The organism is Cellulomonas pasadenensis, from assembly GCF_047229365.1.
In the GTDB taxonomy this organism is placed as follows: domain Bacteria; phylum Actinomycetota; class Actinomycetes; order Actinomycetales; family Cellulomonadaceae; genus Cellulomonas.
Genome location: NZ_JBFTEP010000113.1, coordinates 1 through 12,221, shown reverse-complemented (window position 1 = coordinate 12,221; position 12,221 = coordinate 1). Strand labels below are relative to the sequence as shown.

Genomic DNA, 12,221 nt, shown 5'->3' with positions numbered 1-12,221 from the left:
CGGTCGCGCCGGCCGCGTCCGGCGTACCCGCCGCCGCGGTGGGCACCCCCGCACCTGACGCCGCCGTCCCCGTCGCCGTGCCCGCACCCGTCGCCGTGCCCGCGGCCGCCACCGCACCGGAGGCACCGCGTGCGACGCGGCTCACGGTGGAGACCCGGCGGTTCTGGTCCGGGGCCGCGGCGACCGCCCTCGTCGCCGCGCTGGTCGGCGTGGTGGGCGTCCTCGTGCTCGAGCGGATCCTGCGGATCGACCTCGCCGTCGGCGGCGGCGCGGGGTCCGCGATGGCGGCCTACGTGGTCGGCGGCGCGCTCGCCGCCGTGGCCGCGGCGGGGCTCCTGCACGTCCTCGTGCTGACCACGCCGCGTCCCGGCGCGTTCTTCGGGTGGATCCTCGCGCTCGTGACGCTCGTCGCGACGCTGCTGCCGCTGACGTCGACCGCGGGGGTGGGCGCGGGCATCGCCACCGGCGTCGTCAACCTGCTCGTCGGCGTCTCCGTGTGGTCGCTGCTGTCCGGCGTGCTCGGGTGGACGGTCCGCCGCGTGGCGGCCTGACCCCGCCGCGGCGACCGACGGAGGACGGACGGCGGCGGTCCCCCGCTCCGGGGGACCGCCGCCGTCCGTACGTCCCGCCCGCGGGCGTCAGAGCAGCTGCGTCATCCACCCGTGCCGGTCGGCGGCGCGCCCGTACTGGATGTCGGTCAGCTCGGCGCGGATGCGCGTCGTCACCGGGCCGGCCTCGCCGTCGCCGACGACGAGGTCGAAGTCGTCGCTCGCGAGGCGGCCGATCGGCGTCATGACGGCGGCGGTGCCGCAGGCGAACACCTCGCTGACGCTGCCGTCCGCCAGGCCCGCGCGCAGCTCGTCGAGCAGCACGGGCTCCTCGGACACCTCGTGGCCCGCGTCGGTGAGCAGGCGCAGGATCGACGACCGCGTCACGCCCTCGAGGATCGTGCCGGACACCGGCGGCGTCACGACCGAGCCGTCGGCGCGCACGACGACCACGTTCATGCCGCCGAGCTCCTCGAGCTGCGTGCCGGTGCGGTCGTCGAGGAAGCACACCTGCTCGAAGCCCTTGGCGTACGCCTCCTGCTGCGGCAGCAGGCTCGCGGCGTAGTTGCCACCGCACTTCGCGGCGCCCGTGCCCCCGGCGCCGGCGCGGTGGTAGTCGCGCGCCACCCAGATCGACACCGGCTTCACGCCGCCCGCGAAGTACGGGCCGACGGGCGACGCGATGACGAGGAACTCCGCCTCGAGCGACGGCCGCACACCGAGGAACCGCTCCGAGGCGTACATGAACGGGCGCAGGTAGAGGCTCGTCTCCTCACCCGTCGGCACCCACTCCCGGTCGACGCCCACGAGCGCGCGGATCGCGCCGAGGAAGTCCTCCGCCGGCAGCTCGGGCAGCGCGAGGCGCTGCGCCGACCGGCGGAACCGGGCGGCGTTCGCCTCCGGGCGGAACGTCCAGACGGTGCCGTCGGGGTGCCGGTACGCCTTGAGGCCCTCGAAGATCTCCTGCGCGTAGTGCAGGACGGCCGTCGCCGGGTCGAGCTGCAGGGGGCCGTACGGCTCCACGCGGCGATCGTGCCAGCCGGTCGCCTGGGACCAGCTGACGCGCGCCATGTGGTCGGTGAAGACCGTGCCGAACCGGGGCGCGGCCAGCGCCGCCGCGCGCTCCTCGTCCGGCACGGGGTGCGCGGAGGCGTGGATCTCGAAGGTCTGCTCGGGGGTCTGCTCGGGGGACTGCGCCGAGGCAGGGGTCGCGAGGGTGCTCATGGGAGGGCCTTTCACCAGGGTCGACGTCGACGGTACCGGTGCGGACGGCCGGGTGGACAGGCGGCGCCGCCCGTGCGGGTGCACGGGCGCGGGCCTGCGGGGTCAGGACTCGTCGGGCGGTGCGGGTCGCGTGCCGCGCCCCTGCGGGAGGGGCGTCAGCCGGCGACGCGAGCGGCGAGGTCCTTGCCCACCTCGGCCGTCGACCGTACTCGCTCGGCGGAGCCGCGCTCGGCGAGGTCGGCCGCGACGGCGGCCTCGACGCGGCGGGCGGCCGCGGTCTCGCCGACGTGGTCCAGCAGCAGCGCGACGGACAGCACGGTGGCCGTCGGGTCGGCCTTGCCCTGACCCGCGATGTCCGGCGCCGAGCCGTGCACGGGCTCGAACATGCTCGGCGCCGTGCGGTCCGGGTTGATGTTCGCGGACGCGGCGAGGCCGATGCCGCCGGTGATCGCGGCGGCGAGGTCGGTGAGGATGTCGCCGAACAGGTTGTCCGTGACGATGACGTCGAAGCGCGACGGGTTCGTCACGAGGAAGATCGTCGCGGCGTCGACGTGCAGGTAGTCGACCGTCACGTCGGGGAACTCCGCGTTCACGGCCTCGACCGTGCGCCGCCACAGGTGGCCCGCGTGCACGAGCACGTTGTGCTTGTGCACGAGCGTGAGCTTCTTGCGCGGGCGCGCGGCGGCGCGGGCGAACGCGTCGCGCACGACGCGCTCCACGCCGAACGCCGTGTTCACGCTGACCTCGTTGGCGACCTCCGCGGGGGTGCCCACGCGGATCGCGCCGCCGTTGCCGACGTACGGACCCTCGGTGCCCTCGCGGACGACGACGAAGTCCACCTCGCCGGGCGCGGCGAGCGGGCTGGTCACGCCCGGGAAGAGCTTGCCGGGGCGCAGGTTCACGTAGTGGTCCAGCGCGAAGCGGAGCGTGAGGAGCAGGCCGCGCTCCAGCACGCCCGACGGGACGCTCGGGTCGCCGATCGCGCCGAGCAGGATCGCGTCGTGCGCGCGGATCGCGTCGAGGTCCGCGTCGGTGAGCGTCTCCCCCGTCGCGTGCCAGCGGCGCGCACCGAGGTCGTAGTCCGTCGTGGCGAGGCGGGGGCCGTCGGCGCCGAGGGCGGCCTCGAGCACGAGCAGGCCCTGCTCGACGACCTCGGTGCCGATGCCGTCCCCGGCGACGACGGCGAGGTCCAGGGTGCGCGTGCTGTCCGACATGCTCGTCACCCTACGACCGTCCTGCCTGTCGGACCGACGCTTTCCACCACGTGGACAGCGAGGCGCTGACCGGCGCCGTCAGTCGACGGCGGGCGCGGGACCGTCCGTCGGGTACACCACCTCGAACCGCTCGAGCACGACGTCCCCGGCCACCTCGCCGCTCACGCCGCCGTTCAGCGCCCGCCACCGGTCGACGACGTCGTCCGCCGCGCTGCCCAGCTCCGCACCGGCGTGCGCGGCCGTCACGTCGGTCGCCGCGACCACCTGCACGTCCGTCACGCGCACGAGCGCACGCGGCCGCCGCTCCCCGTCGAGGACGATGCCGACGTCCCCCACCTGCGGCAGGTCGTCGAAGGCCGTCCGGGGTCCCGACGTCGCCGTCTTGCGCCCCGCGAGCACCGCCTCCGCCTCGGCGTCCGCCTCCGCCGCCGTGACGCCGAACGCCCACGCCGGCGGGACCACCACGTCGTCGGACTGGTCGCCCACGATCACGCCGAGCCGGCCGAAGCCCAGGTGGCCCTGCGCGGCCTGCCAGAACGCCAGCAGCCCCTCGTCGTCCTGCACGTCCGCACGCTCGCGCGCCGTCGTCCGCGGCTCGTCCATCGGTCCTCCTCGGCTCGGGTCGCGGCCATCCTGCCCCGCCCCCACCGGACCGGCGACCGGAGCGCCGGACGGCGACGGGCCGCCACGCACGCAGCGTGACGGCCCGTGCCGGGAAGGGGTCAGCGCGCCGCCGAACCCTCCTGGTAGTCGGTGTCGGAGGGCTTCACCCACGCGAACAGCTGGCGCAGCTCGCGGCCGACCGGCTCGATCGGGTGGTTCTGACCCTTCTCGCGCAGCGCCTGGAACTCCGGGGCGCCCGCGTCCTGGTCGGCGATGAAGCGGCGCGCGAACTCGCCGTTCTGGATGTCGCCGAGGACGGCCTTCATGTTCTCCTTCACGTCGGGCGTGATGACCCGGGGGCCGGAGACGTAGTCGCCGTACTCGGCCGTGTCGGAGACGGACCAGCGCTGCTTGGTGATGCCGCCCTCGAAGATGAGGTCGACGATGAGCTTGAGCTCGTGCAGCACCTCGAAGTACGCGACCTCGGGCTGGTAGCCCGCCTCGGTCAGCGTCTCGAAGCCGTACTGGACGAGCTGCGACACGCCGCCGCAGAGCACGGCCTGCTCGCCGAAGAGGTCGGTCTCGGTCTCCTCGGTGAAGGTCGTCTTTATGCCGGCCGCGCGCAGGCCGCCGATCGCCTTGGCGTACGAGAGCGCGAGCTCCCACGCCGAGCCCGACGCGTCCTGCTCGACCGCGACGATGACCGGCACGCCGCGCCCGTCCGCGTACTCGCGGCGGACGAGGTGGCCCGGGCCCTTCGGGGCGACCATGAGCACGTCGTGGTTCGCCGCGGGCTTGATGTAGCCGAAGCGGATGTTGAAGCCGTGGCCGAAGACGAGCGCGGCGCCGTCCTTGAGGTTCGGCTCGATCTCGTCGCGGTAGACGATGCGCTGCACCTGGTCCGGCGCGAGGATCACGACGACGTCGGCGCCGCGCACGGCGTCGGCGACCGTGGCGACCGTCAGGCCCTCGTTCTCGGCCTTCTCGCGGGACGCGGAGCCCTCGCGCAGGCCGACGGTGACGTCCACGCCGGAGTCGCGCAGGTTGAGGGAGTGCGCGTGCCCCTGGCTGCCGTAGCCGATGACGGCGACCTTCTTCTGCTGGATGACCGACAGGTCGGCGTCGTCGTCGTAGAACAGCTCAGCCACGGTGGATCTCCTCGATGTGTGGTGCGTAGGGGTGCTGGGGGGACGGACGAAGGTCAGGCGGACCGGCTCACGCGCTCCAGCGCGCGGTCGGTGATGGACCGCGGTCCGCGGCCGATGGCGACCGTGCCGGACTGCACGATCTCACGGATGCCGAACGGCTCCAGGGCCGCGAGCAGGGCGTCGAGCTTGCCCGGGCTGCCCGTCGCCTCGACGACGACCGTGTCCGGCACGACGTCGACGACGTGCGCGCGGAACAGCTGCACGACCTCGAGCACGTGCGTGCGCTGCGCGACGTCGGCCTTGACCTTCACGAGCAGCAGCTCGCGCTGGACGGACGCGGCGTCCTCGAGCTCGACGATCTTGATGACGTTGATGAGCTTGTTGAGCTGCTTCGTCACCTGCTCGAGCGGGAGGGCGTCGACGTCGACGACGACGGTGATGCGGCTGATCTCGTCGTGCTCGGTCGGGCCGACCGCGAGCGAGTGGATGTTGAACGAGCGCCGGGCGAACAGGCCGGCGACGCGTGTGAGCACGCCCGGCTTGTTCTCGACGAGGACGGACAGGGTGTGGCGGGTCATCGCTGCGTTCCTCTCAGTCCTCGCGGTCCCACGCCGGGCTGATGCCCCGGGCGTACTGGATGTCGTCGTTGCTCACGCCGGCGGCGACCATCGGCCACACCATCGAGTCGCGCGACACGGTGAAGTCCACGACCACCGGGCGGTCGTCGATCTCGAGCGCGCGCTTGATCGTGGCGTCGACGTCCGCCGTGGTCTCGCAGCGCAGACCGACCGCGCCGTAGGCGTCGGCGAGCTTGACGAAGTCGGGCACCCGCACCGTGCCGTGGCCCGTGTGCAGGTCGGTGTTGGAGTAGCGCGACTCGTAGAACAGGGTCTGCCACTGGCGGACCATGCCGAGCGAGCTGTTATTGACGACCGCGACCTTGATCGGGATGTCGTTGATCGTGCAGGTGGCCAGCTCCTGGTTGGTCATCTGGAAGCAGCCGTCGCCGTCGATCGCCCACACGACCCGGTCCGGGTCGCCGACCTTCGCCCCCATGGCGGCCGGCACCGCGAAGCCCATCGTGCCGAGGCCGCCCGAGTTGATCCAGGAGTTCGGACGCTCGTACCGGATGAACTGCGCCGCCCACATCTGGTGCTGCCCCACGCCCGACGCGTAGATCGCCTCCGGGCCGGTGATCTCGCCGATGCGGCGGATCACGTGCTGCGGCGCGAGGTGCCCGTCGGTCGGCTCGTCGTAGCCGAGCGGGAACGTCTCGCGCCACGCGTCGAGCTGACGCCACCAGGCCTCGAGGTCCGGCCTGCCCTGCTGCGCGTGCTCGCGCTCGAGCTCGGGCAGCAGGTCGGCGAGGACCTCGCGCAGGTCGCCGACGATCGGCACGTCGGCACGCTTGTTCTTGCCGATCTCGGCCGGGTCGATGTCGGCGTGCACGACGGTCGCGTTCGGCGCGAAGCTCGACAGCTTGCCGGTCACGCGGTCGTCGAACCGCGCGCCCAGGGCGACGACGAGGTCCGCCTTCTGCAGCGCCGCGACGGCCGCCACCGTGCCGTGCATGCCGGGCATGCCGAGGTGCTGCGGGTGGCTGTCGGGCAGGGCGCCGCGCGCCATCAGCGTCGTGACCGCGGGCGCGCCCGACAGGTCGGTGAGCCGGCGCAGCAGCTCCGACGCCCCGGCGCGGATCACGCCGCCGCCGACGTACAGGACGGGGCGGCGCGCGGTCGCGAGCAGGCGCGCGGCCTCGCGGACCTGCTTGGCGTGCGGCTTGGTCACCGGGTGGTAGCCCGGCAGCTGCACGTCCTGCGGCCAGCTGAAGGTCGTCTCGCTCTGCATCGCCGACTTCGCGATGTCGACGAGCACCGGGCCCGGGCGGCCCGAGGACGCGATGTGGAAGGCCTCCGCGATGGTGCGCGGGATGTCGTCCGGGTCGGTGACGAGGTAGTTGTGCTTCGTGATCGGCAGCGTGATGCCGACGATGTCGGCCTCCTGGAACGCGTCCGTCCCGATGAGCGGCGCGCCGACCTGCCCCGTGATCGCGACCATCGGCACCGAGTCCATGTTGGCGTCGGCGATCGCGGTGACGAGGTTCGTGGCGCCGGGCCCGGACGTCGCCATCGTGACGCCGACCTTCCCGGACGCGTACGCGTAGCCGGCCGCCGCGTGGCCGCCGCCCTGCTCGTGCCGGACGAGCACGTGGCGCACGCGCGTGGAGTCCATCAGCGGGTCGTACGTCGGCAGGATCGCGCCGCCGGGGATGCCGAAGACGACCTCGACGCCGACCTCCTCGAGGGAGCGGACGATCGACTGGGCGCCCGTGACCTTCTCGGGGCCGATGCGGCGGGTGTCCGCGTCGGCCGGGCGCACGGTCGCGTCGCCGGCGGGCCGGACGGGGCGGACCGGCGTGCGCGGCGGTGCGGGGTGAGGACCCTGGACCATCGTCGTCTCCTGGTGCTGCTTGGTGCTGCGCGGTGCTGTCGGTCGTGCGGCGTGCGCACACCCGGTGCGATCCCCGGCGCTCAGGCACGCCGGGCACGAAAAAGCCCCTCGACCCGGGCACCGGGATGGACGAGGGGCGAGCGCGCGCGGACGAGACCTGGCGGTGTCGGCCTCAGCCGGCGCGCTCAGGAAGTACTACGAGGATCGTCTGCACGGCCGTGACACTACGCCCGTGACGCGTGCGTGTCACCTCGCTCCCGCTCGGTCTCACATCGTGGTTCACGGATCACCTGCTGGGACGGTCGGCGACTGCGGCCGGTCCGCGAGCGGCACCGTGACCAGCGCCTGCAGCTCGGCGCGCAGCGCGCCGACCATGTCGGTGCCGGCCCGGTCGTAGAGGAACTGCACCTGCAGGCCGTCCATGAGCGCCACGACGCGCCGTGCCGCGTCGACCGGCTCGACGCCGGGACGCAGCACCCCCGCGGCCTGCGCGCCGCGCAGCGCGTCGCCGACGAAGGCGAGCACCGAGCGGTAGCGGTCGCGGAACCAGTCGTGCGCGGGGTGGTCCGGCGCGGTGGCCTCGGCGGAGAGGATGCAGAACAGCTCCACGACCGCGGGACGGCGCACGTTGGCCTCGACCGCCCGCACGAGCGAGCCGAGCGCGGCGACGGGGTCGCCGGCCTCCTCCGCAGCCGCCCGGTCCTCCTCGTCGCGCTGCTCGAGGACCGCGAGCAGGAGGGCCTCCTTGGTCCGGAAGTGGTGCAGCAGCGCCGTGTGCGAGAGGCCGACGCGCGCCGCGACCTCGCGCAGCGACGCCGAGCGGTAGCCGACCTCGCCGTACAGCTCCGTGGCGGCGGCCGTGATCTCACGGCGGCGCGCGCGCCCCTTCGCGTAGCCACCGCCGGCGGTCCGGCGGCGGACAGGGCCCGCGGGACGGGCGCCCGCAACCGGCGCGGACCCGTCGTCGGGCCCGGGCGCGGGCGCGTCGACCGGGCGGTCGGCGACCCCGGCGTCGGGGCGGGCTCCGGTCATGCGACGCACCTTAGCTGCCGGAAACCGACCGACCGGTCGGTGACGAGGATCACATCGACAGAAACTTACCGATCGGTCAGGTTTCGTGTCACCGTGGGTGCCGGTCGCGGCCGACGGAGGCCGCCGGACACAGGAGTCCCCATGACGCACCTCGCCGCCGCGGAGCAGCCCCTCCCGCTGGACGGCACGCCACCGCTGCCCGCACCGGTGCGCACGCCGTCCCGCCGCCTCGTCCCCGCCTACGTGGGTGGCTTCCTCGCCTTCAACGTCGCACTGCTCACGCCGGTCGTCAGCACGCTCGCCCTGCGGGTCAACGCCCTCACCACCGCGGACGAGCGCGCCGGGGCCCTCGGCCTCGTCACCGGCATCGGCGCGTTCTTCGCGTTCGTCGCCAACCCGCTGGCCGGGGCGCTGTCGGACCGCACCACGTCCCGGTTCGGCCGGCGCCGTCCGTGGATCGTCCTCGGCGTGCTCGTCGGCGCCGTCGGGCTCATGACCATCGCCCTCGCGCCCTCGATCGCGGTCGTCGCGATCGGCTGGGCCCTGACGCAGGCCGCGTTCAACTGCACCCAGGCCGCGGTGCAGGCCGTCCTGCCCGACCAGGTCGAGGAGCGGCTGCGCGGTCGCGTGTCCGGCTGGCTCGGGATCGCGCAGAACGCGGCCCCGCTCGTCGGCGTCGCCCTCGCCTACGCCTTCACGAGCGCGGGGGTGTCCCCCGTCCTCATGTTCGCCGTGCCGACCGCGATCGGCGTGGCCGGCATGCTCGGGCTCGCCGCCGTGCTGCGCGACCCGGTGCTCGACGGCAGCACCCTCCCGCCCTTCCGGCTCGGCGCGTTCGTGCGCGGCTTCTGGCTGTCGCCCCGTCGCCACCCCGACTTCGCGTGGGCGTTCACCGGTCGCTTCCTGCTGCTGCTCGCGCTCGCCGCCTACAACGCGTTCCAGGTGTACTACCTGCTCGACCGCTTCGGCTTCGACGAGGCCACGGCGCTCTCGTGGCAGCTGCGCCTCATGGTCGTCAGCGCGGTCGCACTGGTCGCCGCCGCGGCCGTCGGCGGTGCCGTGTCCGACCGCACCGGGCGGCGCAAGGTCTTCGTCGTCGCCGCCACCGTGCTCGCGGCCGCAGCCCTCGTCGTCTTCGCCGTCGCCCAGGACCCGGCCACCCTGTACCTGGCCACCGCCCTGTTCGGCGCCGGGAGCGGCCTCTACTTCGCGGTCGACCTCGCGCTGGTCACCGACGTGCTGCCGAACCGCGAGACCGAGGCCGCCAAGAACATGGGCGTCTTCAACATCGCCAACGCGCTCCCCCAGTCGCTCGCGCCCGCCCTCGCGCCGCTGCTCCTCGCGGTCGGCGGCGACGGCAACAACTACGCCACGCTGTTCCTCACCGGCGCCGTCGTGGCCGTGGTCGGCGCCGCGAGCACGCTGCTCATCCGCGGGGCACGCTGATGACGCACCCCGACACGTCCCCGCACCCCACCACCACCGGAGGCACCCGCATGACCGACACCCCGTCCGCCGCGCACGGCGGCGCCCCGCTCGACGTCCCGGCACTGCTGGCGCAGCTCACCCTCGAGGAGAAGGTCGACCTGCTCGACGGCTCCGACTTCTGGCGCACGCAGCCGGTCGAGCGGCTCGGCATCGGGCGGATCATGGTCTCGGACGGCCCGCACGGCCTGCGCGCGCAGCACGAGGACGGCGACCACCTCGGCGGCCTCGAGGCCGCGCCCGCCGTCGCCTTCCCGCCCGCGGCCGCGACCGCGTCGTCCTGGGACGTCGACCTGCTGCGCCGCGTCGGTCGCGCGCTCGCCGAGGAGGCGCGCGCGCTCGGCGTCTCGGTCGTGCTCGGCCCGGGCGTCAACATGAAGCGGTCGCCGCTGTGCGGGCGCAACTTCGAGTACTTCTCCGAGGACCCGTACCTCGCGGGCCACCTCGCCTCCGCGCTCGTCGACGGCGTGCAGGAGCACGGCGTCGGCACGTCGCTCAAGCACTTCGCGGCCAACAACCAGGAGACCGACCGGATGTCGGTGTCCGCCGAGGTCGACGAGCGCACGCTGCGCGAGATCTACCTGCCGGCGTTCGAGACCGTCGTGACGCGCTCGCAGCCGTGGACGGTCATGTGCTCCTACAACCGTATCAACGGCGTCTTCGCGTCCCAGGACCCGTGGCTGCTCACGCGCGTGCTGCGCGACGAGTGGGGCTTCGAGGGCCTCGTCGTCTCCGACTGGGGCGCCGTGTACGACCGTGACAAGGCGGTCGCCGCGGGCCTCGACCTCGAGATGCCGTCGTCCGGCGGGGTCGGCGCCGGCGCCGTGCTGCGCGCGCTCGAGGCGGGGACGCTGACCGAGGCCGAGGTCGACGTGGCGGTCACGCGCGTGCTGGAGCTCGTCGCGCGGTCGCAGGACGCGCTGGCCCCCGGGCAGACGTACGACGAGGACGCGCACCACGCGCTCGCCCGCGAGGCGGCGGCCGACTCGGTCGTGCTGCTCAAGAACGCGGGCGGCGTGCTGCCGCTCGACCCGGCCGCGTCCGGCGCCGTCGCGGTCGTCGGCGAGTTCGCGCGCACCCCGCGGCTGGGCGGCGGCGGCAGCTCGCAGGTCACGCCGACGCGCGTGGACGGCGCCCTCGACTCCCTGCGCGCCGCGCTCGGCGAGCGGGAGGTCCGCTTCGCCGCCGGCTTCACGCTCGCGGACGACACGGCGGCCGAGGAGGTCGCCCGCCTGCGCGAGGAGGCCGTCGAGGCGGCGCGCGGCGCCGCCGTCGCCGTCGTCTTCCTGGGCCTGCCCGACCACTGGGAGTCCGAGGGCTACGACCGCGACCACATGCAGCTCCCGCCGCAGCAGGTCGCCGTGCTCGAGGCCGTCGCGGCGGTCGCCGAGCGCGTGGCCGTCGTGCTCACCAACGGCTCGGTGGTCGAGGTGGAGCCGTGGCAGTCGCACGCCGACGCCGTGCTCGAGGCGTGGCTGCTCGGCCAGGCCGGCGGCGGGGCCGTCGCCGACGTGCTCGTCGGTGCGGTGAACCCGTCCGGCCGCCTGGCGGAGACGCTCCCCGTCGCGCTCGAGGACAACCCGGCGCTCGGCAACTTCCCCGGCGAGGCCGGCGTCGTGCGCTACGGCGAGGGCCTGCTCGTCGGCTACCGCTGGTACGACGCGCGCGGCCTGCGCGTCGCCTACCCCTTCGGGCACGGCCTGTCGTACACGACGTTCGAGCACGCCGACCTCGACGTGCAGGTCGTCGAGGACGGCGCGTCGCCGCGCGTGCGCGTCGCCGTGACCGTGACGAACACCGGCGAGCGGGCCGGCAAGGAGGTCGTGCAGGTCTACGTCGCCGACGAGGAGGCCTCGGTCTTCCGCCCCGAGGCGGAGCTCAAGGGCTTCGCGAAGGTGGCCCTCGAGGCGGGCGCGTCGGCGCGGGTCGAGATCGAGCTCGACGCCCGGTCGTTCGCGTTCTGGCACCCGGTGCTGCGGCGCTGGGTCGTCGAGCCGGGCACGTTCACCGTGCTCGAGGGCGCCTCGTCCCGCGACCTGCGCCAGCGCGCGGACGTCGTGCTCGCCGGCGAGGACGTCGCGCTGCCGGTCGACGCGGACTCCACCGCGGAGCAGTGGCTCGCGCACCCCGTCCTGGGTGACCGCCTGCGCGAGGCGGTCGAGGGCACCGCGACCGCCCACATGCTGTACGCGCCCGAGACGGGGCAGATGATGCGCGCCATCCCGATGCGCCGCCTGGCCCGCTTCCCCGGCTCGCCCGTGGACGAGGAGTGGCTGGAGAAGGCCGCCGCGGCGGTCTGACCGACGCCGACCCCGGACGGCCGGCGGTGCGCGACGTGCGCGCACCGCCGGCCGTCCGTCGTCTCAGGCGGCCGCGCCCCGCCCGCCCGAGGCGACCAGGGCGACCACGCACAGCACGGCGACGACCATGGCGAGCGTGAACGGCAGGCGGCTGCGCTCGCGCCGCAGCCCCACGGCGCCGCCGGCCGCGCCGGTCGCGACGGCGAGGACCCCGAC

At 74.4% G+C, this 12,221-nt stretch carries 10 protein-coding genes; 3 read left to right on the top strand and 7 right to left on the bottom strand.

The genetic code is table 11. The features are described 5' to 3' along the window. Positions 1-551: DUF6069 family protein (locus tag AB6N23_RS14320; RefSeq protein ID WP_412866688.1), on the top strand; the 551-nt coding region annotated here is incomplete at its 5' end. Between the two features lie 87 nt (positions 552-638). Here AB6N23_RS14320 and AB6N23_RS14315 read toward each other — a convergent pair. The 7 genes from AB6N23_RS14315 to AB6N23_RS14285 all read right to left on the bottom strand — a co-directional run bounded on the left by AB6N23_RS14315 (position 639) and on the right by AB6N23_RS14285 (position 8,220). Then, entirely contained in the window at positions 639-1,772 is a 1,134-nt protein-coding gene (locus tag AB6N23_RS14315) for a branched-chain amino acid aminotransferase (protein WP_412866687.1), read from the bottom strand. A 155-nt stretch (positions 1,773-1,927) separates the two neighbouring features. Further along, positions 1,928-2,986 carry a 3-isopropylmalate dehydrogenase gene (locus tag AB6N23_RS14310; protein ID WP_412866686.1) on the bottom strand — a complete coding sequence of 353 codons (1,059 nt, stop codon included), beginning with the start codon at positions 2,984-2,986 and terminating at the stop codon, positions 1,928-1,930. Positions 2,987-3,064: 78 nt separating this feature from the next. After that, positions 3,065-3,589 (bottom strand): ASCH domain-containing protein, encoded by a 525-nt coding sequence (locus tag AB6N23_RS14305; RefSeq protein WP_412866685.1) that lies wholly within the window; start codon positions 3,587-3,589, stop codon positions 3,065-3,067. A gap of 119 nt (positions 3,590-3,708) precedes the next feature. Continuing rightward, positions 3,709-4,737, bottom strand: a complete 1,029-nt coding sequence (gene ilvC, locus AB6N23_RS14300) for a ketol-acid reductoisomerase (protein WP_412866684.1) — start codon at positions 4,735-4,737, stop codon at positions 3,709-3,711. A gap of 53 nt (positions 4,738-4,790) precedes the next feature. Beyond that, the gene (ilvN, locus tag AB6N23_RS14295) at positions 4,791-5,315 is read right to left on the bottom strand and encodes an acetolactate synthase small subunit (protein WP_378208122.1); all 525 of its coding nucleotides are present in this window, start codon (positions 5,313-5,315) and stop codon (positions 4,791-4,793) included. 13 nt (positions 5,316-5,328) lie between these two features. Next, positions 5,329-7,188 carry an acetolactate synthase large subunit gene (locus AB6N23_RS14290; RefSeq protein WP_412866683.1) on the bottom strand — a complete coding sequence of 620 codons (1,860 nt, stop codon included), beginning with the start codon at positions 7,186-7,188 and terminating at the stop codon, positions 5,329-5,331. 279 nt (positions 7,189-7,467) lie between these two features. Further along, positions 7,468-8,220: a TetR/AcrR family transcriptional regulator gene (locus AB6N23_RS14285; RefSeq protein ID WP_412866682.1), complete on the bottom strand. Its 753-nt coding sequence runs from the start codon at positions 8,218-8,220 to the stop codon at positions 7,468-7,470. Positions 8,221-8,361: 141 nt separating this feature from the next. Here AB6N23_RS14285 and AB6N23_RS14280 point away from each other — a divergent pair, with 141 nt between their 5' ends. Then, positions 8,362-9,666 (top strand): MFS transporter, encoded by a 1,305-nt coding sequence (locus tag AB6N23_RS14280; protein WP_412866681.1) that lies wholly within the window; start codon positions 8,362-8,364, stop codon positions 9,664-9,666. 50 nt (positions 9,667-9,716) lie between these two features. Beyond that, positions 9,717-12,005 (top strand): glycoside hydrolase family 3 C-terminal domain-containing protein, encoded by a 2,289-nt coding sequence (locus tag AB6N23_RS14275; RefSeq protein ID WP_412866680.1) that lies wholly within the window; start codon positions 9,717-9,719, stop codon positions 12,003-12,005. The last annotated feature ends 216 nt before the right edge of the window (positions 12,006-12,221 follow it).

What these genes read in the sequence shown, in the direction of transcription:
- AB6N23_RS14315 (WP_412866687.1), bottom strand. Translation starts at nt 1,772, where the DNA reads ATGAGCACCCTCGCGACCCCTGCCTCGGCGCAGTCCCCCGAGCAGACC.
- AB6N23_RS14310 (WP_412866686.1), bottom strand. Translation starts at nt 2,986, where the DNA reads ATGTCGGACAGCACGCGCACCCTGGACCTCGCCGTCGTCGCCGGGGAC.
- AB6N23_RS14305 (WP_412866685.1), bottom strand. Translation starts at nt 3,589, where the DNA reads ATGGACGAGCCGCGGACGACGGCGCGCGAGCGTGCGGACGTGCAGGAC.
- ilvN (WP_378208122.1), bottom strand. Translation starts at nt 5,315, where the DNA reads ATGACCCGCCACACCCTGTCCGTCCTCGTCGAGAACAAGCCGGGCGTG.
- AB6N23_RS14290 (WP_412866683.1), bottom strand. Translation starts at nt 7,188, where the DNA reads ATGGTCCAGGGTCCTCACCCCGCACCGCCGCGCACGCCGGTCCGCCCC.
- AB6N23_RS14285 (WP_412866682.1), bottom strand. Translation starts at nt 8,220, where the DNA reads ATGACCGGAGCCCGCCCCGACGCCGGGGTCGCCGACCGCCCGGTCGAC.
- AB6N23_RS14280 (WP_412866681.1), top strand. Translation starts at nt 8,362, where the DNA reads ATGACGCACCTCGCCGCCGCGGAGCAGCCCCTCCCGCTGGACGGCACG.
- AB6N23_RS14275 (WP_412866680.1), top strand. Translation starts at nt 9,717, where the DNA reads ATGACCGACACCCCGTCCGCCGCGCACGGCGGCGCCCCGCTCGACGTC.